Raw genomic sequence first — 25,550 nt, 5'->3', positions numbered from 1 at the left:
GGTCAGCCGCCCGACACCGGGAACGTCTGCACGTCGCCCTTGGCCGATTGGGCCGAAGCCGGTCGGCCCGCCCCCGGCTTGGCCGGGTTGCTGCCGCACTGGTAGGCGCCCCACGGCTGCGAGCCATCGGCCGGTTCGGCCAGCGGCTTGATGGTGTCGGCGTGCATCTTGGCCGCCTCGTTGCGCGCGAGCACTTCCAGTTCGTCGCGCACCTTGATGTCGTTGCGGTCGACCGGACCGACGCGGTTCATCACCGAGACGGTGACCTTGCCCAGTTCGCGGCAGCTGGAAACATCGCCGCTCCAGGCGGTGCGCACGTTCTTGCCGGCCGAATCCAGGGTGATGCCCCAACTGCAGGCGCCGAGCAACAGGATGGGGACGAGCAACAACAGGGTCTTGCGCATGGGTGGCTCCGCGGCAGGTCTTGAGGGCATGAAAAGAGGCCGGACCAGGACGGTCCGGCCTCCATCGTAACGCGCCGGCGCGCCGGCGTCCCTCGCTCCATCCGCCGCTTGCCGCGCCGGTTCAGCCGGCGCGGCAGCGCGACTCACTTCGCCGGCTTGGCCGCCACCGGCTTGCCGTCGGCGTCGAGCACCTCGACCGTGCCGAGCTTCAGCGCGCGGATCGGCGACTCGATCTTGGCCAGGTCGCCGACGATCACCCAGGTCAGCTGGTCCGGGTGGATGATCTCCTTCGCCGCAGCCTCCACCGACGCATCGGTCTGCGCCTCGATGCGCGACTTCAGGGTCTGCACGTAGTCATCCGGGCGGTTGTACTGGGCGATGCCCTGCATGGCGCCCATCACCGCCTGGGTGGTCTGGTACTGACCCGGCATGCTGCGCACGTCGCCGACCTTGATCTTGCTGATCTCCTGCGCGGTCAGCGGCTTGTCGCCGATCACCCCGCGCGCCTCTTTCAGCATCTCGCTGACCGACGCCGCGGTCTTGTCGGTCTGCACCGGTGCGTAGAGCATGAACGGGCGCTGCCCGACCGCGTTCTGCAGGAAGCTGAAGGCGCCGTAGGCCCAGTGCTTGTCCTCGCGCAGGTTCATGTTGAGGCGCGAGGTGAAGCTGCCGCCGAAGGCGCCGTTCATGGTCTGGATCTGCAGGTTGTTGGGCGCCTCGGTGGACGGCGCCAGACTGCCGGCGAGGATCAGGCTCTGCTGCGCTCCGGGGCGATCGACCAGGAACACGCGCACCTGTTCCGGCGGCGCGACCTTGCCGATGTTCTTGGCCGGCACCTTGCTCGCCGGCGCCTTCCAGTTGCCGAACACCGCGTTCAACTGCGGGATGATCTTCGCCATCGTGGTATCGCCGGCCACCAGGATCTTCATGTTGTCCGGGCGGATGTAGTCGGTGATGAACTGGCGCATGTCGGCATCGGTCAGCGACTTGATCGAGGCCTCGGTGCCGGTGCCGGTGAACGGGATCGCGTAGGCGTGGTCCTTGCCGTACAGCAGCGGCGGCAGGGTGCGCAGCGCGATGCCGATGGGCTGGCTCTTCTCCTGGGCGATGCCGGCCAGCCACTGGCCGCGCAGGCGGCTGACGTCGGCATCGCGGAACGCCGGGTTGCGCACGATGTCGGCGAACAGGTCGAGCGAGGGCTTGAGCTGGTCGTCCAGCGCATTCAGCGAGGCATTGCAGTAATCCAGCCCGCAACCGCTGGCGATGATCGCGCCCAGGCGCTGCTTGCGCTTGGCGATCTCGACCGAATCGAGGTCCCGGGTGCCTTCGTCGAGCATCGACATGGTGAAGCTGGAGGTGCCCAGCTTGCGGCCCTGGTCGGCCGCGTAACCGGCGTCGAACAGCAACTGCATCTGCACCGCCGGCACGCCGTGGCGTTCGGCCAGGACCACTTCGACGCCGTTGTCGAGCTTGCCGTGCTGCAGGGTCGGGAACGCGAGGTCGGGGAAGCTGGCGACTTCGGGCACGCCCTTGCTGCGATCGACGTCGCTGGCCACGGTCTTGTAATCGCCCTTGGGCGTGAGCACCGGCGCCGGCGCACCGGACGCGGCGGCCCGGCCGGCCACGGTGGCCATGTCGGCGTCCTCTACCTTGCCGGGCACCACGGTCAGGGTGTAGTCGCCCTTGGCGATCCACTGGTTCGCCACCGCCTTGACGCTCGCCGGCGTCGCCGCCATCAGGGTGCTGAAGTCCTTCAGGTAGTGCCCCGGATCGCCGTGGTACAGCTGGCCCTCGGCCAGGATCGAGGCCTGCGTGTTGACGCGCTCCAGGCCGCGCACGAAGGAGGCGCGGGTTTCGGTCTTGACCCGCGCCAGTTCGTCGGCGGTGGGGCCATCGTTGAGGAACTTCTGCCATTCGTCGGCGATCGCGGCCTCGACCTTGGCCGGGTCGACGCCCTTCTTCACGTCGACCTGCAACTGGAACAGGCTGGCCAGCGAATGCTGCTCGACGTAGACGGAGACGCTGTCGGCGAGCTTGTCCTGGTAGACCAGGCGCTGGTACAGCCGCGAGGTCTTGCTGCCGCCGAGCACGGCGGCGGCCAGCTCCAGCAGGTTCTCGTCATGGCTGCCGCGCGCCGGCACGTTCCATTCGCGGTAGATGCGGGTCTGCGCGACGTTGTCGGTCATCGTGCCGCGGGTGGACTTGTCGCGCGCGGCAATCCACGGCTGCGGGCGCGGCACCTGCGGACCGGCGGCGATGTCGCCGAAGTACTTCAGCATCTTCTCCTTCGCCACCGCCGGCGTGATGTCGCCGGCCAGCACCACCACCGTGTTGGCCGCGCCGTAGTAGTCGCGGAACCACTGCTTGACGTCGCCGAGCGAGGCGGCGTTCAAATCCGCCATCGAGCCGATGGTGTCGTGATGGTAGGGATGGTTGGCCGGGAACGCCTCGGCCTGGATCAGTTCGCTGGCGCGGCCGTAAGGCTGGTTTTCGCCCTGGCGCTTCTCGTTCTGCACCACGCCGCGCTGTTCGTCGAGCTGCGGCTGGCCGATGGCACCGAGCAGGTGGCCCATGCGGTCCGATTCCATCCACAGCGCCATGTCCAGCGCGGTGGTCGGCACGGTTTCGAAATAGTTGGTGCGGTCGAGCCAGGTGGTGCCATTCTGGTCGGTGGCGCCGGCCAGCTCGAACGGCTTGAAGAACTCGTCCTTGTGATTCTCCGAACCCTGGAACATCAGGTGCTCGAACAGGTGCGCGAAGCCGGTCTTGCCCTTGGGCTCATAGGAGGAGCCGACGTGATACCACACGCTCACCGCCACCACCGGCGCCTTGTGGTCTTCATGCACCACCACGGTCAGGCCGTTGGGCAGCACGAAACGGGAATAGGCCAGGCCGGGGATCTGCTGCGTCGCTGCAGCGGCGGCCTCGACCGCCTGCGCGGGGGCGGCGACCAGCAGTGTCGGCGCGGCGACCCCGAACGTGAGCAAGCCGGAGATGAGCAGGGCAAGCGGCGTTTTTTTCACGGTGAACCTCCTGTTTTCGCGAATGGTCCGGGCAGGCTACCCGGCCGCGCCCGGGCATCGCAAATGACTTGTGGCACGGTCGACGGCCCGTGCGGTGGCGCGGGGCACCGCTGTCCGGACGCCACCGGACGACTGTCCGCGGACAACGGCCGGGGTGTCGAGGCGGCTATCTAAACCTTGAAAAATCAGCATGTTGGCCGCATATCCAGGCGTGGCACAGGGATTGCTTTCATCGGGCTGCAGGGCTCACTTACGCATCGGAGATGTAACCGTGAAATTCGAGACTTTCATGCTGCACGGATTGTTCATTGCCAGCCTCGTGGTGTGCGGCCTCATCCTCGCCGCCATGCTGACCACCACGACCGCCACGCCGCCGGTCGAGCTCGCCCACGACGGCGGCATCGCCACCATCCTGCTGGCCGCGCCGAGCAGCTGCGCGCTGCCGCCGGACGGCGTGGTCTGCCCGCGCGTGGCCGGCTGAGCATGGCGCAAGCGATAATGCGTGGATGCTCCATGTCATCCTGCATCGCCCCGAGATCCCTCCCAACACCGGCAACGTGATCCGTCTTTGCGCGAATACCGGCGCGGCACTGCACCTGGTGCGTCCACTGGGCTTCGAGCTCGACGACGCCCGCCTGCGCCGCGCCGGGCTGGACTATCACGAATACGCCAGCGTCGCGGTGCACGAGGACCTGTCCGCCTGCCTCGCCGCGCTCGGCGCGCCACGCGTGTTCGCCTTCACCACGCGCGGCAGCGTGCCCCACGTCGACGTGCGTTTTGCCGACGGCGACGCGCTGCTGTTCGGCTGCGAAACCGCCGGCCTGCCGGACGACGTGCTGGACACCATCCCGCCGACACAACGCCTGCGCCTGCCGATGCGCCCGCACAGCCGCAGCCTGAACCTGTCGAACACCGTCGCCGTGGCGGTCTACGAGGCCTGGCGCCAGCTCGGTTTCGCTGGTGAGAGCCGGGAATAGGGAATCGGAATGGCGCGGGCAAAAGCGGCACCGTCCGCGGCCCCTTCAAACCAGAGATAGAACGCTCTTCCGATTCCCTATTCCCGGCAGCGCCCAGGCGCTACCCGAGGCGCCGCCCCGCTACAATCGGTGGATGAACGCTGCCACCCCCAACGCCTGGATGCCGCAACCTCTGCGCAAGCTCGCCGGGCGCGCGCTGGAAACCGCGCTGAATCACACGCTGTCGCTCGATCCCGACACGCAGCAGCGGCTGACCGCGTTGAACGGTCGCAGCGTGCAGTTGCATCTGCGCGGGCCGGAGTTGGCGCTGGCCATCACGGTCGATCAGGCGCACCTGAAAGTCGGCCCGCCGCGCGACGACAGCCAGCTGAAGGTGGCCGCGACGCCGGGCAGCCTGCTGGCGATGCTGCTGCGCCGCGACGACGACGGCATCGCGCCGGGCAAGGTGGAGATCGCCGGCGATGCCGAACTGGCGCGCCGCCTGGAAAAACTGGCCGGCAAGTTCGCGCCGGATTTCGAGGAGGCCTTCGCGCGCAGTTTCGGCGACGTGCTCGGCGTGCCGTTGGCCAGGGCCGTGCGCAGGGGCCTGGCGCATGCCCGCGAAAGTGGCGCCCATCTCGTCGAAGACGCCGCCGACTGGGTGCGCGACGAAACCCGCGTGGCCCTGGCGCCTGGCGAAGTCGACACCTTTCTCGACGAAGTGGACAGTTTGCGCGAACACAGCGAACGACTGGCCGCACGCGTGCAGCGGCTGGCGCGGCAACTGCAGGGCGACGCCGCGTGACGCCGCTGCGCGTGGTGCCGCGCCTGCTGCGAGTGGCCTCGGTGCTGCTGGCATGGCGGCTGGATGAACTGGTCGACGCCGCGCACCTGTTCCGCCCGCTGAAACTGCTGCGCCCGCTGCTGGCGCGACCGCGCGCCGACGTGGCCAGCCTCTCGCGCGGCGAACGCCTGCGCCGGGCGCTGACCGAGCTGGGACCGATTTTCGTCAAGGCCGGCCAGGTGCTGTCGACCCGCCGCGACCTGGTGCCCGCCGACATTGCCGACGAACTGTCGCTGCTGCAGGACCAGGTGGCGCCGTTCCCCGGCAGCGAGGCGCGTGCCATCGTCGAGCGGGAGCTGAAACTCCCGGTTGGACGTCTATACGCCCAATTCAACGAGGCGCCGCTGGCCTCGGCCTCGATCGCCCAGGTGCATGCCGCCACCCTGGCCGACGGCCGCGAGGTGGTGGTGAAGGTGCTGCGGCCGGGCATCGATGCGCAGATCGCCCGCGACGTGAAGCTGCTGCGCTCGCTCGGCGAACTGGCCCAGCGCTGGCACCCGAATGCCGACAAGATCCGCCCGCTCGACGTCGTCGCCGAAGTCGAGAAGATGCTGGAGAACGAACTCGACCTGCAGCGCGAAGGCGCCAGCGCCAGCCTGCTCAAGCGCAACTTCGCCAGCGGCGTGGACCTGTACGTACCGGCGGTGCACTGGGAACTGACCGCCTCGCGCGTGCTGACGCTGGAGCGCGTGCACGGCATCAGCAGCGACGACATCGCAGCGATCGACGCCGCCGGGCTCGACCGCAAGGCACTGGCCGCCAAGGGCGTGCGGGTGTTCTACGAGCAGGTGTTCCGCGACAATTTCTTCCACGCCGACGCCCACCCCGGCAACATCTGGGTGGACCCGTCGCGCCTGGACGAGCCGCGCTTCATCGCGCTGGACTTCGGCATCATGGGCTCGCTGCCCGAGGCCGACCAGTACTGGCTGGCGCAGAACTTCATCGCGCTGTTCGAGCGCGACTACGCCCGCATCGCGCAACTGCACGTGGCCGCCGGCTGGATGCCCGCCGACGTGCGGCTGGACGAACTGGAAGCCGCCGTGCGCACCGTGTGCGAGCCGTATTTCACCCGCCCGCTGTCGCAGATTTCGCTGGCCGAGCTGGTGGTCAAGCTGTTCCAGACCGCGCGCCGCTTCGAGCTGACCCTGCAGCCGCAGCTGATCCTGCTGCAGAAGACCCTGCTCAACATCGAGGGCGTCGGCCGCATGCTCGATCCGGAGATCGACATCTGGGCAGTCGCGCATCCGGTGCTCAAGCGGATCCTGCGCCAGCGCTACAGCCCGCTGCGCACCCTGCGCGACGTGCGCAAACGGTTGCCCGAATGGCTGCACCACGCGCCGGAGTTTCCCGACCTGGTACGTGATGCGCTGCGTCAGATCGGTCGCGGCGAGCGGCGTGAGCCAGCCGATCCGCTGGTCCTCGGACTGGCGCAGGAGAATGCCCGTCGCCAGCACAGGACGCTGGCCTGCAGCCTGCTCGGCAGCGCACTGCTGATCGGCGCCGCGCTGCTGTGGACGCTGGCCCCGCAACACGGCATCTGGCCGCCGCTGGGCGCCGGTATCGCCGGTTTCCTCTCCTTCGCCATCGGCTGGCCGCGCTCGCGTTGACCGTGCAGGAGCCCGCTCGCGGGCGATGCTTTTCACGGGCACCCGCAGCATCGCCCGCGAGCGGGCTCCCACGAATAACCAGAGCGCGGAAGCTCGAACGCATGATCGACATCCTCTACCAGGACGACGCGCTGATCGCGGTGAACAAGCCCGCGAACCTGGCCGTACACCGCTCGACGTTCGTGGGGCCCGCCGACGCGTTCCTGATCGACCTGCTGCGCGAGCAGGTCGGCGGCAACGTGTACCTGGCGCACCGGCTCGACCGCGCCACCAGCGGCGTGCTGCTGGTGGCGCGCAGCAAGGAGGTCGCCGCCGCGCTTGGCGAGCAGTTCATGCAGCGCGAGGTGCACAAGCAATACCTGGTGGTGGTGCGCGGCTGGCCGGAGCCGGCCGAAGGCGTGATCGACTATCCCCTGCCCGGCTCGCGCGAAACCGGCCCGCGCCGCGAAGCGCGCACGCGCTACCGGCGCCTGGCCACGATCGAGCTGCCGATCGCACTCGGCCGCTACCCGCAGCAACGCTACGCACTGCTGCTGGCGGAGCCTGAGAGCGGCCGCTTCCGCCAGATCCGCAAGCACCTGGCGCACATCCATCACCCGGTGATCGGCGACTGCCAGCACGGCCGCAGCGACCACAACCGCCTCTACAAGCAGCACTTTGCCTGCCACCGGATGCTGCTGCACGCGTGGCGGCTTTCGTTCGCGCATCCGGTGAGTGGCTCGCCGATGCAACTGGAGGCGCCGCTGGACGAGGCATTCGCGCGATTGCTGGCGCAGTTCGGCTGGGGCTTGAAGCAGGAGTGAGTGAAGAGAAGTGAGGAGTGAGAGAAAAGCCGGGGTACGGCTTGCCTTCGCTCTCTCTCACTCCTCACTTCTCTCCACTCGCTTCTCGCTTCTCCCCTAAACTTCCCCCCATGCTGACCATCAGCCGCACCCTCGCCCTGCCCGAGTCCGAACTGATCGAGCGCTTCCTGCGCGCCGACGGCCCGGGCGGTCAGCATGTGAATCGCACCGAGAGCGCGGTGGAATTGCGCTTCGACGTGGCGGGCTCGCCGTCGCTGCCGGAGGAGGTGCGCGCGCGGCTGCTGGCCCGGCGCGATCGCCGGCTTACCGCCGAAGGGATGCTGGTGATCCAGGGCCGGCGCTTTCGCGACCAGGCGCGCAATCGCGACGACGTGCGCGAGCGGCTGGCCGAACTGATTCGCGGCGTGCTGCTGCCGCCGAAGAAACGCGTCGCCACCAAACCGACCCGCGCCTCGAAGGAACGCCGCCTGGCCGGCAAGCAGCAGCGCGGCAGGATCAAGCAGACCCGTTCGCGCAAACCGGAGTTCGAATGAAGCGTCGCGTCTTCACTCCAGCCCAGTTGCCCGCCCGCATGCCGAAGCTGCGCGACGGTTGGCAACGACGCATCTGCCGCGGCGTGTTGCGCCTGTGCGGCTGGAGTCTCACCGGCGAATTTCCCGACGTCCCCAAACTGGTGCTGATCGCCGCCCCGCACTCCTCGTGGTGGGACGGGGTGTGGGGGCTGCTGATCAAGGTGGCGATCGGCGCCGACGTGCACTTCATGGGCAAACAGGAATTGTTTCGCGGCCCGCTGGGCGGGCTGCTGCGTCGGCTCGGCGGCGTTCCCATCGACCGCAGCGCGGCCAAGGGCGTGGTCGAACAGATGATCGACCAGTTCCGCCAGCGCGAGAAACTGTGGCTGGGCATCGCCCCCGAAGGCACGCGCAAACCGGTGACGCGCTGGAAGAGCGGCTTCTGGCACATCGCCCACGATGCCGGCGTGCCGATCTTCCCGGTCGCGTTCCATTACCCCGACAGGACCATCCAGCTCGGCCCACTGTTCGATGCCGGCACCGACATGGGCGCAACCATGCAGCGCCTGCGCGAGTGGTACGCGCCGTTCAAGGGCAAGCATCGCGACGTCTGAAATCCCGCACGCAGGGGCGAGGTTCGCAGAGCGGCCTCGGGCATCACCGCTGCGAATGCCCCGGATCATCGTGTTCGCGATGCGTCAGCAGCCCGGGGCGAATCAGGTCGATGAAGGCGCGTGCCTCGGCGCTGAGGAACTTGCCCTTGCGCATCACCACGCCGTAGCTGCGCTGGGGAAAGAACTGCTGCATGTTGCGCACGGCCAGGCGCCCGCGGTCGGCGTCGGTGATGCAGATGCCGGTGACGATGGAGATGCCCATGCCCATCGCCACGTATTCCTTGATCACGTCCCAGCCGCCGACCTCGATCGCGACGTGATAGGGCACCTGCCGCTGCTGGAACACCAGGTCGACCAGTCGATAGGTGGAGAGGCGCTGCGGCGGCAGGATCAGTCCGTAGGGTGAAAGATCCTCCAGGGTGATCTTGTCCTTCGTCGCCAGCGGGTGGTCGGGCGGCATGATCAGCATCGGGTCGTAGTGCTGCACCGGCGCCCAGGCGATGTCGTTGGGCACGTCCAGCATCGAGCCGACCGCGAAATCCGCCTCGTCGGCACGCAGCATGGCCATGCCGTCCTTGCCGGTCACGTTGGCCAACTGCAGTTGCACCGCCGGGAAGCGTTCGCGATAGCGGCGCACCAGTTCCGGCAGCAGGTACTGGATGGTGGAGGTGCCGGCGGCGATCACCAGCCGGCCGGCCTGCAGACCCTTCGCCTTCGCCTGGAAATCGCGATCCAGCGTGTCCCAGCCTTCCACCAGCGGGCGCGCCAGCTCGTACAGCGCCTCGCCCGCGTCGGTGAGATTGATGCGTCGGCGGCGGCGCTCAAGCAAGGTGGCGCCGAGCTCGCGTTCCAGCGCCTGCAACTGCAGGCTGATGGTGGGTTGCGACACGTACAACGCTTCGGCGGCGCGGGTCAGCGTACCCAGTTTCACCACGCTGACGAAGGCGCGCAGTTGCTTGTGGCGGTTGCCCTTGTAGTAGAAACGGCCGCCAGCCTCCTCGGCGCGTTCGCCGGGGGTACGTTTTTTTGCTGCGCTGCGAGACGATTTTTTCGGCTGCTTCAGCGGAACGCCGGGAGTTTTCATCAAGTCATTTCAGCAAGTTGTATCAGATATTGATATTGCTCATAGTAATGATTGAAACATTCACTTTGTCAAACAGATATTTGCCGGCCTAGCTTCGAGTCACCCACGACGCGGAGCGAAACGATGGCAGCAGCGCAGGAACAACTCCACACCGGCCCCGCGGAGGTCCTCGCCGACGGCGCCGCCTACGCGGCCATCCTGACCCCGGCCGCGCTGGCGTTCCTGGCCCGGCTGCACCGTCGCTTCGAGGCGTCGCGGCAACACCTGCTGCGAGAGCGTCGCCAGCGCCAGGCTGCCTGGGATGCCGGTGCCCTGCCGGATTTCCGCGCCGACACGGCGGCAATCCGCGAATCGGATTGGAACGTGGCACCGATCCCGGCCGCGCTGCGCGACCGCCGCGTGGAGATCACCGGCCCGGTGGAGCGCAAGATGATCATCAACGCGCTGAATTCCGGCGCCAGGGTGTTCATGGCCGACTTCGAGGATTCCTCCTCGCCCACCTTCGCCAACCAGCTGGACGGCCAGGTCAATCTGCGCGATGCGGTCGACGGCACGATCACGTTCCGTTCGCCCGAGGGCAAGACCTACCAGGTCGGCAGCAACCCCGCCGTGCTGGTGGTGCGCCCGCGCGGCTGGCATCTGCATGACCGTTTTTTCAGCGTGGAAGGCACCCCGCTGTCTGGCGCGCTGGTCGACTTCGGCCTGTTCGTGTTCCACAACGCACGCACGCTGCACCAGCGCGACCGCGGCCCGTACTTCTACCTGCCCAAGCTGGAGGCGATGGAAGAGGCCGCGCTGTGGGAAGAGGTGATGAGCGCCGCCGAGGCCGAACTGCAGCTGCCGCGCGGCACGATGAAGGCCACGGTGCTGATCGAGACCCTGCCGGCCGCGTTCCAGATGGACGAGATCCTGCACGCGCTGCGCCGTCGCATCGTCGGCCTCAACTGCGGTCGCTGGGATTACATTTTTTCCTACCTGAAAACGCTGCGCGGCCATCGCGACCGCCTGCTCCCCGAGCGCGGCCAGGTCGGCATGACGGTGCCGTTCCTGAAAGGCTATTCCGAGTTGCTGATCAAGACCTGCCACCGCCGCGGCGCCTTCGCGATGGGCGGCATGGCGGCGCAGATCCCGATCAAGGGCGACGAGGCGGCGAATGAAGCGGCGCTAGACAAGGTGCGCGCCGACAAACTGCGCGAGGTCAAAGCCGGCCACGACGGCACCTGGGTCGCCCACCCCGCGCTGGTGCCGGTGGCGCAGGCGATCTTCGACGAATACATGCCCGCGCCGAACCAGCTCGGCAAACTGCGCGAGGACGTGCGGGTGAGCCGCGAGCAGCTGCTCGCCGCGCCCGGCGGCACCATCAGCCGCGCCGGCTTCGACAACAACGTCGAGGTGTGCCTGAGCTATACCGCCGCATGGCTGGACGGCCTGGGCTGCGTACCGATCCATCACCTGATGGAAGACGCCGCCACGGCCGAGATCGCCCGCGCGCAGTTGTGGCAATGGCTGCATCACGGAGATCTCGAGTTCCCCGACCACGCACCGATCGACTTCGCGCTGTTCGACCAGGCGCTTGCCGCCCACACCCATCGCCTGCGCCAGAGCCAGCACCCCGGCGCCGCCCGCGCCGATGCGGCCGCCGCCCTGATCTCCCGCATGACCCATGCGGACGAACTGGCCGACTTCCTCACCCTGCCCGCGTACGACCAACTGTGATTTTCTCCCTTCTCCCTCCGGGAGAAGGTGCCCGAAGGGCGGATGAGGGGGCGCGGCGGAGTGTGCTGACACGCTCCGTCCGAACCCTCTCCCCAACCCCTCTCCCGCAGGGAGAGGGGCTCAACACCACCGGAGCCATGCCATGAAGAGCACCCTGCCCACCGCCGAACAGATCAGTCTGGACTGGAAGAACAATGCCCGCTGGGCCGGCGTCCAGCGCAACTACTCCGCCGATGACGTGGTGCGCCTGCGCGGCACCGTCGCGGTCGAGCATTCGCTGGCCCGTCGCGGTGCCGAGCGGTTGTGGAAGTCGCTGCACCAGGAGGAGTTCGTCAACGCGCTCGGCGCACTCACCGGCAACCAGGCGATGCAGCAGGTCAAGGCCGGCCTGCAGGCGATCTACTTGAGCGGCTGGCAGGTCGCCGCCGACGCCAACGTGGCCGGCGAAATGTATCCCGACCAGTCGCTGTACCCGGCCAACTCGGTGCCGCTGGTGGTCAAGCGCATCAACAACACCTTGCTGCGCGCCGATCAGTTGCACCACGCCGAGGACAACCACGACATCGACTGGCTGGTGCCGATCGTGGCCGATGCCGAGGCAGGCTTCGGCGGCGTGCTGAACGCGTTCGAGCTGATGAAGGCGATGATCGAGGCCGGCGCCGCCGGCGTGCATTTCGAGGATCAGCTGGCCAGCGTCAAGAAGTGCGGCCACATGGGCGGCAAGGTGCTGGTCCCCACCCGCGAGGCGGTCGACAAGTTGAACGCCGCGCGCCTGGCCGCCGACGTCGCCGGGGTACCGACGCTGATCGTGGCGCGCACCGATGCCGATGCGGCCGACCTGCTCACCTCCGACATCGACGACAACGACAAGCCGTTCCTCACTGGCGAGCGCACCGTCGAAGGCTTCTTCCGGGTCAGGCCCGGCCTGGACCAGGCGATCAGCCGCGGGCTGGCCTATGCGCCTTACGCCGACCTGGTGTGGTGCGAGACCAGCAAGCCGAACCTGGACGATGCGCGCCGCTTCGCCGAGGCGATCCACGCCAAGTTCCCGTGCAAGATGCTGGCCTACAACTGCTCGCCCAGCTTCAACTGGAAGAAGAACCTGGACGACGCCACCATCGCCCGCTTCCAGAAGGAACTGGGCGCGATGGGCTACAAGTTCCAGTTCATCACCCTGGCCGGCTTCCACAGCCTCAACTACGGCATGTTCGACCTCGCCCACGGCTACGCGCGCCGCCAGATGAGCGCCTTCGTCGAACTGCAGGAAAAGGAGTTCGCCTCCGCCGATCGCGGCTTCACCGCGGTGAAGCACCAGCGCGAAGTGGGCACCGGCTATTTCGACGCGGTGACCCAGGCGATCCAGCAGGGCCAGTCCTCGACCACCGCGCTGAAGGGCTCGACCGAGGAGGCGCAGTTCAAGCAGGCCTCGGCCGCGTGAGAAGGCGAGAAGTGAGGAATGAGGAGTGGGGAGTGAGAGAGAGCAAGGGCGCGGAATGCTCCCGCTTTTTCTCACTCCTCACTCCTCTTCACTCACTTCTCGCTCGCCGGTACAAGCGCGATCACGGTCCAGCCCGGCTTCGGCTCCAGTTCGCGCTTGGTCGAGGCCACCCGCAAGGCGCCTTTTTCCTCCACGCCGAACATCAGCACCGTGCCGGAACCGTACTGTTCGACGAATTGCGGCCAGTCGAAGGTAGCGGTGAGTTTGGTCGACTTGATCCGCCAGCCTTCGTCCAGCATCTGCGCGAAGCGGCCGTGGGTCATCTCCTCGTCGAACAGCGGCGGCGCCAGCAGGCTGCCGGCGAGCGCGGCGCGGTCGGTGTTCTCGCGTGGGGTGAGGTTGCGCAGGCGATACACCTTGTCGCGGCCGAATTCCTGTCGGTAGCGCACGCAGGCGAGCGAATTGCGCTCGCGATGGGTGGACACCGCGAGCAGCCGGCCGATGCCGGTCAGATCGAGATGGCGTTCCGCATGCGGCGAGGCCGGGTTGCCGAAGAACGTGGTCAGCCCGTCCATGCGCGCCAGCCGGATGCCCTCCCAGTCGTCGTCGGCCAGCATCACGCGGAAGCCGGCGTCGTGCAGCGACTGGGCGATCGCGCGCGCCACGTGGTCCGAGCCGAAGATCAGCACGCCGCGCGGCTCCGGCTCGGCCACTTTCAGCCAGATCGCCAGCGGCCGCGCGGTGGCGCTCTGCAGGATCACCGTGCCGATGATGAGGGTGAACACCAGCGGCACCAGCGCCTCGGCGCCGGCCACGCCGAGCTGATCCAGGCGCAACGCGAACAGCGCGGAAACCGACGCCGCCACGATGCCGCGCGGCGCCACCCAGCCGATCAGTGCGCGCTCGCGCCAATTCAGGCCGCTGCCGAAACTCGAGAGCGCCACGGTCAATGGCCGCACCAGCAACTGCGCAATCACGAACAGCGCGAGGCCCGCGCCCAGCATGCCGTCCGGCAGCGGCCAGTGCAGTCGTGCCGCCAGCAGGATGAACAGCAGCGACACCAGCACCGTGGTGAGGCTTTCCTTGAAATCGAGGATGTCGTCGATGTGCACCCCGCGCAGGTTGCCCAGCGCAATGCCCATGATCGTCACCGCCAGCAGCCCCGACTCGTGGGTCAGCGTGTTGGAGATGCTGAAGGCGAACAGCACCGCGGCCAGCACCGCATAGTTCTGCAGGTATTCGGGGATCAGCTGGCGGCGCAGGAAGAACGCCATCAGCCAGGCAGCCAAGGCGCCGATCCCCACGCCGCAACCGATGGTTGCCAGGAAGATGCCGATGGTGTGGCCTTCCTGCCGCGACACGATCGCCTCGTAAATCAGCACCGCGAACAGCGCGCCCAGCGGGTCGATCACGATGCCTTCCCAGCGCAGCGTGTTGGCGATGCGCGCGTTCGGTCGCAGCGTGCGCAGCATCGGCGCGATCACGGTCGGGCCGGTGACGCAGCCCAGCGCACCGAACAGCAGCGCGATCGGCCAGGCCAACCCGGCGACCAGATGCGCAGCCAGCGCCAGCAGCAGCAGCGAGGCCACCGCGCCGTAACTGACCAGCCCGCGCACGGCCTTGCCGATGCCGGGCAGTTCGTGGAAACGCAGGGTCAGGCTGCCCTCGAACAGGATCAGCGCCACCGCCAGCGACACGGTGGGAAACAGCAGATCGCCCAGCAGCTTGTCCGGATCGAGCACCCCGGTGGCCGGCCCGAGCGCGATGCCGGCCAGCAGCAGGAACAGGATCGCCGGCAGCCTCACCCGCCACGCCAGCCACTGCGCGAGAAACCCGATCATCAGCATGCCGGCGAGCATCAGGCCCAGATCGATCGTCATCGCAGTCCCTGGAATGGTCAGGGCGACATCGGAACATGCGGCGGCGCGTGCGTCCAGCAGGAAAGAGCAGGAGTGAGCGGAGAGGAATGATGAGTGAGAGAAGAGCAACGGCATGTCGCGACATGCTTTCTCTCACTCCTCATTCCTCTCCACTCACTCCTGCCTTTACACCCTGCGGTACTGCAGGGCTTCGGCCAGGTGCTCGCGTTCGAGCAAGGCGGCGCCGCCGTCGAGGTCGGCGATCGTGCGGGCGACGCGCAGCACCCGATGATAGGCGCGCGCGGAGAGGCCCAGCCGCTCGAGTGCCTGTTCGAACCAGCGCCGCTCCGCCGGCCCCAGCGCACAATCGCGCTCCAGTTCGCGCGTGCTGATCTCCGCGTTCGGCCGGCCTGCGCGCATCAGTGCGTGGCGGCGGGCATGGAGCACGCGAACGCGAACGGTGGCGGAGTCCTCGTCGCGCGCGTTGCGGGGCGTGCCCAGTTCGGCCAGCGCCACCGGCGGCACTTGCACGCACAGGTCGATGCGATCCAGCAGCGGCCCGGAAATACGTGCGCGGTAACGCTGCACCTGGTCGGGCGTGCACTGGCAGCGCGGCTCGCCGGCATAGCCGCACGGGCACGGATTCATCGCCGCGACCAGCTGGAACTGGGCAGGAAAGGTCGATTGCCGCGCCGCCCGGGAAATCATGATATGGCCCGATTCCATCGGCTCGCGCAGCACCTCCAGCACGTGCCGGCTGAACTCGGGAAGCTCGTCGAGGAACAACACGCCGTTGTGCGCCAGCGAGATCTCGCCCGGACGAGGAAACGAGCCGCCGCCGACCAGCGCCACCGCCGAGGCGGTATGGTGCGGCGCGCGGAACGGGCGCCGGCGCCAGCGCACGGGATCGGTGACCTGGCCCGCGACCGACAACACGGCGCAGGTCTCCAGCGCCTCCGACTCCGACAGCGGCGGCAGGATGCCGGGCAGGCGTTCGGCCAGCATGGTCTTGCCGGTGCCCGGCGGACCGACCAGCAGCAGGTGATGGCCACCGACCGCGGCGATCTCCAGCGCGCGGCGTGCCTGCAACTGCCCGCGCACGTCGGCCAGGTCCGGCCCGTCATGTGCGCCGCCATCGCTGGGGATGCCCACCGGCGCGGACAGGTCGTGCGCACCGCGCAGCCAGCCGCAGACTTCGGCGAGGGTCTCGGCGACGCGCACGTCGACGTCCGGCACCAGCGCGGCCTCGGCCGCGTTCTCGCGCGGCACCACCACCCGACGGTCGCGCGCGCGGGCGCGCAGCAGCGCCGGCAGCACGCCGGAGATACCGCGCAGCGAGCCGGTCAACGCCAGCTCGCCGAGGAACTCGCAGTCATCCAGTTTCTCGCGCGGCACCTGGCCGCTGGCGGCGAGGATGCCCAGTGCAATGGAGAGATCGAAACGCCCGCCATCCTTGGGCAGTTCGGCCGGCGCCAGGTTCACCGTGACGCGCCGGTTGGGATACTCGAAGGCAGTGTTCTGGATTGCCACGCGCACGCGGTCGCGCGCCTCGCGCACGGCGGCCTCGGGCAGGCCGACGATGTTGGTGCAGGGCAAGCCGCCGGAGAGATGCACCTCGACCATCACCTGCGGGGCAGCGATGCCTTCCTGGGCACGGCTGAGGGTGACGGCGAGGCTCATGCGGCCAGGGGCCGGCGGCGCAGCGATGGCGGTGGCGCGCTGACTGGCACAAACATCGCGCGACTCCATCAGCAGCGCTGGATAAATAACCGCCTCCGATCGTTCTCGGGGTGAGGGTGACGGATCGGAGGCGGCTCCCGGGAGGTGGTCAGCGCTGACCGCCGCGCGAGGCGACGACAGCTTCGAGCTCGGCCACCCGCTGTTCCAGCTCGTCGATCTTGGCCCGGGTGCGGGCGAGCACCTGGGTCTGCACGTCGAACTCTTCGCGAGTGACCAGGTCGAGGCGGCGCAATCCCTGCGCCAGAACATCCCGGAAGTTGGTGCGCAAATCCTGCTGCACCTGTGCCAGTCCTGGCGGTACCAACGACACAAGTCGCAGGGCAATCTGATCGATATCCTGCTTGTCCATCATGGACAGCGCCTCGAACTCGTCGGGGTAAATGCTAGGTGAACGCCGCGTGTTGCCGCCATCGGTATGCTCCATCAAAGACTGTAGGGATTGTCCTACACCGCTCCCGGTGAGGCGACAGCGCCCCGCCGGCCGGGCAGAATGCAGGTTTGCGGGCGCCTGCCGCCCGGCCGAAACGAGGAATGCTGCATGAAACTGGTCGTGGCGATCATCAAGCCGTTCAAGCTGGACGATGTGCGCGAGGCGCTGGCCGAGGTCGGCGTGCAAGGCGTCACGGTGACCGAGGTGAAGGGCTTCGGCCGCCAGAAGGGCCACACCGAGCTGTATCGCGGCGCCGAGTACGTGGTCGATTTCCTGCCCAAGATCAAGCTGGAAGTGGCGGTGGCGGACGACCAGCTCGACCGTGTACTGGAGGCGATCCAGGCCTCCGCGCGCACCGGCAAGATCGGCGACGGCAAGATCTTCGTAAGCACGCTGGAGCAGGTGATCCGCATCCGCACCGGCGAGCTGGATCACGATGCGCTGTAACGTCGCCGCAGCCCGCGCAGGCACCCGCCGCGTCCGGCCCGCAAAACGACTTGCGCACAACTTGTTGGGTTGACCCTTCCCGAGCCACCCGATATGTTGTGCGCGTCGGTGCCAGACCCGATGCGACATCGGTTTGGCTTAAAAGGGAATCCGGTGTGACTCCGGAACTGCCCCGCAGCGGTAGAGCGGAAACGAACGTCTTCACGTGCACTGGCCCGCCGTGGCTGGGAAGCGAAGACAAGTAGGCGGATCGCCTCGATCCTCGTCCGCAAGTCCGAAGACCTGCCGGCACAGCGGGACGAACGTGTCCCGCTGCGTAGTGACGGCTTCCGCGGGGAAGTGCGTCGTGGAGCCAGGTCGCCGCACGGCGCCCGGCTTGCGCGCCGCCTCCGGAATCTTTCGCTATCAGGCCCTGCGCGCGGGAGCAGGCGTTTGATGTCCAGCCGGAGCCACCTGCCATGCAAGCCCTCGATACCGCCGAACGCGAGCGCGCCGTCGCGCCCGCCGAAACACCCGCCCCCCACCAAACCGACACCGCGTTCGCGCTGACCCCGCCGCACAGCGCGGCCTCCATGCACGTGACCAAGCGCAACGGCGGCCAGGAAGCCGTCGACGTTAACAAGATCGTGCGCGCCGTGACGCGCAGCGCCGAAGGGCTGCACGGCGTCGACCCGCTGCGCGTGGCACTGAAAACCATCGGCGGCCTGTACGACGGCGCCACCACCGCCGAGCTGGATCAGCTCTCGATCCGCACCGCCGCCGCGCTGACCGCGGAGGAACCCGAATATGGCCAGCTGGCCGCGCGCCTGCTCGGCGCGTACATCGACAAGGAGGTCGGCGGCCAGGAAATCCAGAGCTACTCGCAGTCGATCGCGCGCGGCGCCGAGTTGGGCATCCTCAACGACCGCCTGCGTGATTTCGTGGCCGCCAACGCACGCAAGTTCAACGACGCGATCGACGTGCTCGCCACCCGCCGCTTCGAATACTTCGGCCTGCGCACGGTGTATGACCGCTACCTGCTGCGCCACCCGCAAACGCGCCTGGTGATCGAGACACCGCAGCACTTCTTCATGCGCGTCGCCTGCGCGCTGGGCGGCAACGAGATCGGCGAGACGCTGGAACTGTACCGGTTGCTGTCCTCGCTGAAATACCTCGCCAGTTCGCCCACCCTGTTCAACGCCGGTACCGCGCACGAGCAGCTCAGCTCGTGCTACCTGCTCGACTCGCCGGTCGACTCGCTGGAGTCGATCTACGACAAGTACGCCGACGTGGCCAAGCTCAGCAAGTTCGCCGGCGGCATCGGCCTGGCGTACTCGCGGGTGCGCTCGCGCGGCTCGCTGATCCGCGGCACCAACGGCCACTCCAACGGCCTGCTGCCGTGGCTGAAGACGCTGGATGCCTCGGTGGCCGCGGTGAACCAGGGCGGCAAGCGCAAGGGCGCGGCCTGCGTCTACCTGGAATCGTGGCATGCCGACATCGAGGACTTCCTCGAACTGCGCGACAACACCGGCGACGACGCCCGCCGCGCGCACAACCTCAACATCGCCAATTGGATTCCCGACGAATTCATGCGCCGGGTCGAGAGCGACGGCGAGTGGTCGCTGTTCGATCCGAAGGTGGTGCCGCACTTCGTCGACAGCTGGGGTGAGGCGTTCGATGTTGCGTACCGCAGGGCCGAAGCCGATGGCCTCGCCGTGAAGACCGTGAAAGCGCGCGAACTGTACGCACGCATGATGCGCACGCTGGCGCAGACCGGCAACGGCTGGATGACGTTCAAGGACCGCTGCAACGCCACCTCCAACCAGACGGCCAAATCCGGGAACGTGATCCACTTGTCCAACCTTTGCACCGAGATCCTGGAAGTCAGCTCGGCGACCGAGACGGCCGTATGCAATCTGGGCTCGGTGAACCTGGCGCGGCATGTGCGCGATGGCGCGTTCGACTTCGACCAGCTCGCCTCGACCGTGCGCACTGCAGTGCGCCAGCTCAACCGGGTGATCGACCTCAACTTCTACCCGATCGACACCGCGCGCAACGCGAACATGAAGTGGCGCCCGGTCGGGCTCGGCGTGATGGGCCTGCAGGACGTGTTCTTCAAGCTGCGCCTGCCATTCGACTCGCCCGAGGCGCTGGCGCTGTCCACCCGCATCGCCGAGGAGATCTACTTCAATGCCCTGTCGCAATCGGCCGAACTGGCCGAAGCCGAAGGTCCGCATCCCGGCTTTGCCGAAAGCCGTGCCGCCAATGGCGAGCTGCAGTTCGATCACTGGCCGAACGCCACGCCACAGGACAGCACACGCTGGGACGCGCTGCGCGAGAAGATCAAGCAAAACGGCCTGCGCAACTCGCTGCTGATCGCCATCGCGCCCACCGCCACCATCGCCTCGATTGCCGGCTGCTACGAGTGCATCGAGCCGCAGGTCAGCAACCTGTTCAAGCGCGAAACGCTGTCCGGCGATTTCCTGCAGGTGAATCGCCATCTCGCCGACGAACTGAAGACGCTGGGACTGTGGACGTCCGAAATCCGCGACGCGATCAAGCTCGCCGAAGGCTCGGTGCAGGGCATCGCCGCGATCCCCGAACGCCTGCGCGCGATCTACCGCACGGTGTGGGAACTGCCGCAGAAGTCGCTGATCGACCTGGCCGCCGCGCGCGGCGCATATGTCGACCAGAGCCAGTCGCTGAACCTGTTCATGGAAAACCCGAACATCGGCCAGCTGAGCTCGATGTACATGTACGCGTGGAAGGCCGGCATCAAGACCACGTACTACCTGCGCTCGAGGCCGGCCACAAGAATCGCCAAGACCACGGTGGCGGCGGTACCCGATCAGGCCCAAGCCACGGCCGCGGTGTTTTGTTCACTGGAGAACCCGGAATATTGCGAGGCCTGCCAATAGCGCCACGAGGTGTCGCGATGAAGCGTTACCGGAATCTCCACGGCCACTCCGGCGTCGCCGCGTACGAATACGGCGACGGCTTCATCCGCATCCGTTTCGTCAACGGTGATGCCTACGAATACACCGACGAGGCCACCGGCCGCGAGCACGTCGCGAACATGCAGAAACTCGCGCAAGCGGGCCTCGGCCTCGCCACCTATGTCAGCCGCTTCGCGCATGACGCTTATGCACGCAAGCTTTGAATCGAAGGAACAATGATGTCCGCCCAACCCAACCGCAACGCCCACATCCTCGATCCCGGTTTCGAACTCACCCTGCGCCCCATGCGTTACCCCGGCTTCTACGAGAGGTACCGCGACGCGATCAAGAACACCTGGACCGTCGAGGAGGTGGATTTCTCGATGGACACGCGCGACCTCGACACCAAGATGTCGGCCGCCGATCGCCACCTGATCCGGCGCCTGGTGGCGTTCTTCGCCACCGGCGACACCATCGTGTCGAACAACCTGGTGCTGAACCTGTACCAGCACATCAACGCGCCGGAAGCGCGCATGTACCTGTCGCGCCAGTTGTACGAGGAGGCGCTGCACGTGCAGTTCTACCTCACCCTGCTGGACACCTACATTCCCGACCCGGCCGAGCGCAACGGCGCGTTCGCGGCGATCGAGACGATCCCGTCGATCCGGCAGAAGGGTGCGTTCTGTTTCAAGTGGATCGACTCGATCCAGGGTCTGCACCGGCTGGAGACGCGCGAGCATCGCCGCCAGTTCCTGCTCAACCTGATCTGCTTCGCCGCCTGCATCGAAGGCCTGTTCTTCTACGCCGCGTTCGCCTACGTCTACTACCTGCGCTCGCGCGGCCTGCTGCACGGACTGGCCGCCGGCACCAACTGGGTGTTCCGCGACGAGAGCGGGCACATGGCGTTCGCCTTCGAGGTGGTGCGCACCGTGCGCGAGCAGGAGCCGGAGCTGTTCGACGACGCCATGCGCACGCAGGTCGAGCAGATGATGGAGGACGCGATCGCCTGCGAGACCCAGTTCGCCGAGGACGTGCTGTCCGGCGGCGTGGCCGGCATGTCGGTGAAGGACATGCGCCAGTACCTCGAATACTGCGCCGACCAGCGTTTTGCCCAGCTCGACATGCCGAAGAAGTACGGCGCGAAGAACCCGTTCGACTTCATGGACCTGCAGGATGTGCAGGAGCTGGCCAACTTCTTCGAGCGTCGCGTCTCGGCCTACCAGGTCGGCGTGCAGGGCGAGGTGGCGTTCGACATGGCGTTCTGAGACGCTGGCGCACCCTGCCCCCAGCGAGCGAGCCATGGGTGCCTCCCGTCTCACCGTGCTGTTCGACAGTCCGCTGCTGCGGATCACCGACATCGACTGCAGCCACCCGCGCGGTGGTTGCGGCGGCGAACGCGGCGACGAGCGCACTCACCTGGTACTGCTGCGGCGTGGCGGCTTCGGTTATCACGTGCGCGGGGCGGAATACGTGGGCGACCCCGCCACCGCCCTGCTCTACCGCGCCGGCGACAGTTACCGCATCTCGCACCCGTTCGAGGGCGGCGACGCCGGCAGCTGTTTCGAGGTGGCGCCCGCGCACGAGGAGGCGCTGTTCGGCCGGCGCCTGCGCGGGTCGGCCGACGCGGCGCGACCGGTCGAAGCCGTCGACCAGTACCGGCATCGTGCGCTCCACGCGGCGCTCGCCCACGACGGGCGCGACAGGCTGCGGGTGGAGGAGGCGGCCGCCGCACTGTGCACCGCGGTGCTTCGGCACGATGCTGCAGCGAGCATCGCGCCGCTGTCCGCAACCACCCGGCGTCGACTTGGCCGGGTGCAGGAAGTGCTGCTGGCCGATCCGACCGCAGACGTCGGACTGGCCGAACTCGCCACCCATGCCGGTTGCTCGCCGTTCCACCTTTCGCGCCTGTTTCGCCGCGCCTGCGGCAGCAGCCTGGTCGTCTACCGCACGCGCTTGCGCATCGCGCTCGCACTCGACCGCCTCGCCCACGGCGCGGACAATCTCGCCGCACTGGCCAGCGAGCTGGGCTTCAGTCATCAGAGCCATTTCGGCGCCACCTTCCGGCGACATGTCGGACTGACCCCGCGCGCCGCGCGCGCGACCCTGCATCCGTCGGCGCTGGCCCGCACGGGCAAGAATTTGATAGCGGCACACCGGCCGGAGTCCTAGCGTCGGAGCCATGCCCGGCCGCTCGCCGGGCCTTCGACGGAGGCCACCATGAAACTGTCCGCCACCCTGCTCGCGTTTATGCTGGGTATCGCACCCGCCGCGGCAACCGCGCCGCACGCCTCGTTGCCGCCCGCGCTGGCCCGTGCGGTGGCCGCGTTCGACCGCGCCCAGGTCGAAGGCGATGGCGCGGCGCTGCAGCGCCTGCTCGCCGACGACTACGTGCTGTTCAACAGCCGCGCCCGGGTCGAGAACAAGGCGGACTTCATCCGCGACTACACCGCCCCCGGCTATTCGCTGAAACCGTTCACGGTCGAGCACGAGGTCGTGCGCCACTGGCCCGGTGGCGCCGTGCTCGGCGGCGTGGCCACGCTGGAGGGCAGCAGCGAGGGCAAGCCGTTCAAGGCGCGATTGCGCTTCGCCGACATCTGGCGCGAGCACGACGGCCACTGGCAGGTGATCTTCACCCAGGCGACCCGCGTGGCGACACCGTAACCCGCTGCATGACCTTCGGCAGGGTGGCCGCACGGGCTATTGACTACAGATGTAAGCATGGCGTAGCTTGCCTACAACTGTAGTCAAGCGGGAACGGGCATGCGCAAACCTTCCATCGGCGACCAGGAACTGGCGCTGCTGCAGCACATCGACGAGAGCGGCGCCGCTTCTGTCGGCGAGGTGGCCGCCAGCTTCGGCGAGCCGCGCGGGCTGGCCCGCTCCACCGTGCTGACGATGATGGAGCGGCTGCGCGGCAAGGGCTATCTCAAGCGCAAGCAGCTGCGCGGCATGTTCCGCTACAGCATCGCCACCGGCCCCGGCGAGGCGATGCGCAGCGCGGTGGGCAGCTTCGTCGAGAAGACCCTGAGCGGTTCGGTCTCGCCGTTCGTGGCGTGGATGTCCGAGCGCGCCGAAGTGAGCGACGACGAGCTGGCGGAGCTGGAGGCGCTGGTGGCGCAGTTGCAGAGCCGGCGGCGGGAGTCCTGACATGTCCATCCACCACGTCGTCATCTCGCTGCTGGCCCGGCTGGGCTGGACTTCGCTGCAGGCGGTGATTCTGATCGGCCTGCTCGCCCTGCTGGTGCGCCTGCTGCCGCGGCTGTCGGCGGCGATGCGTTGCACCTTGTGGTGGCTGGTCGGCGCACAGTTGCTGGCCGGCATGGTCTGGCATGCGCCGCTGCAGCTGCGGCTGCTGTCGCCGCCGGCGGTCGAACGCACGCTCGACGCGGCGGTGGTGTCGACGCCTGCGCCGGCCAACCTGCTGGTCAATGCCACGGCGAGCGTCGCGGCGGCACCGCACGAGAACCGCGCGCCGACACCGGCGTCGCCCGCCGCTCCCCGCTGGTTGGCGCACGCGCCGCTGGCGCTGGCCCTGCTGTGGCTGGCGGGCTTGCTGGCGCAACTGCCGGCCATCGTCCGTCAGGGTTGGCAGGCGCGCCGGCTGCTGCGCGAATCCACGCCGGTGGCCAATGCGTCGCTGCAAGCACAATGCGCGACGCAGGCACACGCCCTGGGCCTGCGCCGCGCGCCGGCCTTGCGCGCCTCCGCCGCGATCGCTTCGCCGCAGGTACTCGGCTGGCGTCGCCCCACCATCCTGCTGCCGACCGGACACGCGTTGAGCGAAGGCGATGCATCGCTGGCGCTGATCCACGAGCTGGCCCACGTGCGGCGCGGCGACCTGTGGCTGGGCTGGATTCCGGCCATGGCGCAGCGGTTGTTCTTCTTCCACCCGCTGGTGGCGTGGGCGATGCGCGAGTACGCACTGGCGCGCGAGGCGGCGTGCGACGCGCAGGTGCTGGCGCAGCCGGACATCGAACCGCAGCGTTATGGCCGGTTGCTGCTGCAGCTGGGCGTGGCGCATCCCCTGCGTGCCGGCCTGGCCGGCGCGTCCCCTTCGTTCGGCAACCTCAAGAGGCGACTGACCATGTTGCAACACACCCCGATGCTTCCCCGCCAGCGCGTGCAGGGCTGGCTGCTGGTTGCCGTGATCGCGATCGCCGGCGTGCTGCCGTATCGCGTCACCGCCGCGGCGTCCGATCAACCGGCGCCGCCCGCGCGCAGTGCTTCCACCGCATGGATGGCGCCGCCACCGCCCGCGCCGCCCGCACCGCCGCCGGCCACCGCGCCCGCGTTGCCCGCCATGGTCGCGCCGGCCGCTCCACCGGCACCGCCGGCACCGCCAGCACCGCCGGCTCCTCCCGCACCGCCCGCACCGATCACCGGCATGGGCAGCCACATGATGATCAGCACCCACGACGACACCGGCTACGCCTTCGCCCTGCTGGACGGCAACTCGACCACCGTCAACGGCACCGACGCCGATCTCGCCGCCGTGCGCCGGCTGCATCAGCGCGGCGAGCCCCTGCTGTGGTTCCGCCGCGGCGACACGTCCTGGACGATCCGCGACCGCGCCACCCTCGAACGGGCCAAGGCGATCTACGCACCGCTTTCCGCCCTGGCCGAACAGCAGGGCAAGCTGGGCGAGCAGCAAGGCGCGCTGGGCGAGAAACAGGGCCGACTGGGCGAACAGCAGGGCCGTATCGCCGCCGATCAGGGGCAATTCGCCGCGCGCCAGGCCGAACTGGCCGGCAGGGCCGCCGAACTGGCCGCCCGCCGCGCCGCCCTCGTCGGCCGCAGCGATTCCGCCGCATCCTCCGCCGCGCTGGACGCCCGGGAGCGCGAACTCGACGCCGCCCGCGCGCAGCTCGACAAGCAGCAACCCGACGTCGCCGATCGACAGGCGGCCCTGGCCGCCCGACAGGCCGAGCTTGGCCGGCAACAAGAGGTCCTCGGCAAGCAACAGGCCATCCTCGGCGAACGCCAGCAAGCCGCCTCCGCCAAGGCGGAGCAGCAGATGGCACAACTGCTGGACGAGGCGGTGGCGAAGGGCCTGGCGCAGAAGACCGCGCGGGATTGAGCGCGCCGCATCCGGCAAAGCCTCTCGCATCGACGCCTGAGAGCTCCCGTAACAGCAAAGGCCGGGTTTGCACCCGGCCTT

General features: G+C 68.2%; 23 protein-coding genes and 1 riboswitch. Of the genes, 17 read left to right on the top strand and 6 right to left on the bottom strand.

What is annotated here, in order from left to right:
- Positions 1 to 2: 2 nt before the first annotated feature.
- Positions 3 to 404: a DUF4156 domain-containing protein gene (locus ACVCMG_RS11915; protein WP_395120489.1), complete on the bottom strand. Its 402-nt coding sequence runs from the start codon at positions 402 to 404 to the stop codon at positions 3 to 5.
- A 143-nt stretch (positions 405 to 547) separates the two neighbouring features.
- Positions 548 to 3,427 (bottom strand): M16 family metallopeptidase, encoded by a 2,880-nt coding sequence (locus ACVCMG_RS11910; protein WP_447114212.1) that lies wholly within the window; start codon positions 3,425 to 3,427, stop codon positions 548 to 550.
- A gap of 271 nt (positions 3,428 to 3,698) precedes the next feature.
- On the opposite strand from ACVCMG_RS11910, the gene ACVCMG_RS11905 reads away from it, so the two are divergent.
- From ACVCMG_RS11905 to ACVCMG_RS11875, 7 genes are all read left to right on the top strand, one after another.
- A complete protein-coding gene (locus ACVCMG_RS11905) occupies positions 3,699 to 3,908 on the top strand; it encodes a hypothetical protein (RefSeq protein ID WP_447106930.1) in 210 nt (69 codons plus the stop codon).
- A 25-nt stretch (positions 3,909 to 3,933) separates the two neighbouring features.
- Positions 3,934 to 4,404, top strand: coding sequence for a tRNA (uridine(34)/cytosine(34)/5-carboxymethylaminomethyluridine(34)-2'-O)-methyltransferase TrmL (gene trmL, locus ACVCMG_RS11900; protein ID WP_395120493.1), 471 nt, complete (start codon positions 3,934 to 3,936; stop codon positions 4,402 to 4,404).
- Positions 4,405 to 4,537: 133 nt separating this feature from the next.
- Complete coding sequence (locus ACVCMG_RS11895) at positions 4,538 to 5,188, top strand: ubiquinone biosynthesis accessory factor UbiJ (protein WP_447114211.1); 651 nt, start codon at positions 4,538 to 4,540, stop codon at positions 5,186 to 5,188.
- A 5-nt stretch (positions 5,189 to 5,193) separates the two neighbouring features.
- Positions 5,194 to 6,834 (top strand): ubiquinone biosynthesis regulatory protein kinase UbiB, encoded by a 1,641-nt coding sequence (gene ubiB, locus ACVCMG_RS11890; protein WP_447115415.1) that lies wholly within the window; start codon positions 5,194 to 5,196, stop codon positions 6,832 to 6,834.
- Between the two features lie 101 nt (positions 6,835 to 6,935).
- On the top strand, positions 6,936 to 7,637 hold the full coding sequence (locus ACVCMG_RS11885; protein WP_447114210.1) for a pseudouridine synthase: 702 nt from the start codon (positions 6,936 to 6,938) through the stop codon (positions 7,635 to 7,637).
- Positions 7,638 to 7,747: 110 nt separating this feature from the next.
- Positions 7,748 to 8,170 carry an alternative ribosome rescue aminoacyl-tRNA hydrolase ArfB gene (arfB, locus tag ACVCMG_RS11880; protein ID WP_447097851.1) on the top strand — a complete coding sequence of 141 codons (423 nt, stop codon included), beginning with the start codon at positions 7,748 to 7,750 and terminating at the stop codon, positions 8,168 to 8,170.
- Positions 8,167 to 8,763: a 1-acyl-sn-glycerol-3-phosphate acyltransferase gene (locus ACVCMG_RS11875; RefSeq protein WP_447097850.1), complete on the top strand. Its 597-nt coding sequence runs from the start codon at positions 8,167 to 8,169 to the stop codon at positions 8,761 to 8,763. Before arfB ends, ACVCMG_RS11875 begins: the two co-directional genes overlap by 4 nt.
- Before the next feature lie 43 nt (positions 8,764 to 8,806).
- Here the strand turns inward: ACVCMG_RS11875 and ACVCMG_RS11870 are convergent, their stop codons facing one another.
- Positions 8,807 to 9,847 carry a LysR family transcriptional regulator gene (locus ACVCMG_RS11870; RefSeq protein WP_447106932.1) on the bottom strand — a complete coding sequence of 347 codons (1,041 nt, stop codon included), beginning with the start codon at positions 9,845 to 9,847 and terminating at the stop codon, positions 8,807 to 8,809.
- Between the two features lie 123 nt (positions 9,848 to 9,970).
- On the opposite strand from ACVCMG_RS11870, the gene aceB reads away from it, so the two are divergent.
- Together aceB and aceA are read left to right on the top strand one after the other, a co-directional pair.
- On the top strand, positions 9,971 to 11,563 hold the full coding sequence (aceB, locus tag ACVCMG_RS11865) for a malate synthase A (protein ID WP_447106933.1): 1,593 nt from the start codon (positions 9,971 to 9,973) through the stop codon (positions 11,561 to 11,563).
- 142 nt (positions 11,564 to 11,705) lie between these two features.
- Positions 11,706 to 13,001, top strand: a complete 1,296-nt coding sequence (gene aceA / locus ACVCMG_RS11860; protein WP_447114209.1) for an isocitrate lyase — start codon at positions 11,706 to 11,708, stop codon at positions 12,999 to 13,001.
- 92 nt (positions 13,002 to 13,093) lie between these two features.
- Here the strand turns inward: aceA and ACVCMG_RS11855 are convergent, their stop codons facing one another.
- From ACVCMG_RS11855 to ubiK, 3 genes are all read right to left on the bottom strand, one after another.
- On the bottom strand, positions 13,094 to 14,881 hold the full coding sequence (locus tag ACVCMG_RS11855; protein WP_395120506.1) for a cation:proton antiporter: 1,788 nt from the start codon (positions 14,879 to 14,881) through the stop codon (positions 13,094 to 13,096).
- Positions 14,882 to 15,046: 165 nt separating this feature from the next.
- Positions 15,047 to 16,540, bottom strand: a complete 1,494-nt coding sequence (locus tag ACVCMG_RS11850; protein ID WP_395120508.1) for a YifB family Mg chelatase-like AAA ATPase — start codon at positions 16,538 to 16,540, stop codon at positions 15,047 to 15,049.
- A gap of 148 nt (positions 16,541 to 16,688) precedes the next feature.
- Positions 16,689 to 16,952, bottom strand: a complete 264-nt coding sequence (gene ubiK / locus ACVCMG_RS11845; protein ID WP_395121277.1) for a ubiquinone biosynthesis accessory factor UbiK — start codon at positions 16,950 to 16,952, stop codon at positions 16,689 to 16,691.
- Positions 16,953 to 17,138: 186 nt separating this feature from the next.
- Here ubiK and glnK point away from each other — a divergent pair, with 186 nt between their 5' ends.
- From glnK to ACVCMG_RS11805, 8 genes are all read left to right on the top strand, one after another.
- Positions 17,139 to 17,477 carry a P-II family nitrogen regulator gene (glnK, locus tag ACVCMG_RS11840; RefSeq protein ID WP_136259205.1) on the top strand — a complete coding sequence of 113 codons (339 nt, stop codon included), beginning with the start codon at positions 17,139 to 17,141 and terminating at the stop codon, positions 17,475 to 17,477.
- 89 nt (positions 17,478 to 17,566) lie between these two features.
- Positions 17,567 to 17,781: riboswitch (cobalamin riboswitch) on the top strand.
- Positions 17,782 to 17,935: 154 nt separating this feature from the next.
- The gene (locus ACVCMG_RS11835; protein WP_447114208.1) at positions 17,936 to 20,374 is read left to right on the top strand and encodes a ribonucleoside-diphosphate reductase subunit alpha; all 2,439 of its coding nucleotides are present in this window, start codon (positions 17,936 to 17,938) and stop codon (positions 20,372 to 20,374) included.
- A 17-nt stretch (positions 20,375 to 20,391) separates the two neighbouring features.
- Positions 20,392 to 20,616, top strand: a complete 225-nt coding sequence (locus tag ACVCMG_RS11830; protein WP_447101443.1) for a hypothetical protein — start codon at positions 20,392 to 20,394, stop codon at positions 20,614 to 20,616.
- 15 nt (positions 20,617 to 20,631) lie between these two features.
- Positions 20,632 to 21,657: a ribonucleotide-diphosphate reductase subunit beta gene (locus ACVCMG_RS11825; protein WP_447114207.1), complete on the top strand. Its 1,026-nt coding sequence runs from the start codon at positions 20,632 to 20,634 to the stop codon at positions 21,655 to 21,657.
- Positions 21,658 to 21,691: 34 nt separating this feature from the next.
- Positions 21,692 to 22,561 (top strand): helix-turn-helix transcriptional regulator, encoded by an 870-nt coding sequence (locus tag ACVCMG_RS11820; protein ID WP_447101441.1) that lies wholly within the window; start codon positions 21,692 to 21,694, stop codon positions 22,559 to 22,561.
- Between the two features lie 48 nt (positions 22,562 to 22,609).
- A complete protein-coding gene (locus tag ACVCMG_RS11815; protein ID WP_447114206.1) occupies positions 22,610 to 23,053 on the top strand; it encodes a nuclear transport factor 2 family protein in 444 nt (147 codons plus the stop codon).
- 99 nt (positions 23,054 to 23,152) lie between these two features.
- Positions 23,153 to 23,539: a BlaI/MecI/CopY family transcriptional regulator gene (locus tag ACVCMG_RS11810; protein ID WP_447114205.1), complete on the top strand. Its 387-nt coding sequence runs from the start codon at positions 23,153 to 23,155 to the stop codon at positions 23,537 to 23,539.
- Between the two features lies 1 nt (position 23,540).
- Positions 23,541 to 25,469: a M56 family metallopeptidase gene (locus tag ACVCMG_RS11805; RefSeq protein ID WP_447114204.1), complete on the top strand. Its 1,929-nt coding sequence runs from the start codon at positions 23,541 to 23,543 to the stop codon at positions 25,467 to 25,469.
- Positions 25,470 to 25,550: the final 81 nt, after the last annotated feature.

Source organism: Rhodanobacter sp. UC4451_H18, from assembly GCF_052978225.1.
The sequence above is the reverse complement of the archived record's forward strand: the minus strand, read 5'-3'. Positions and strand labels throughout refer to the sequence as shown.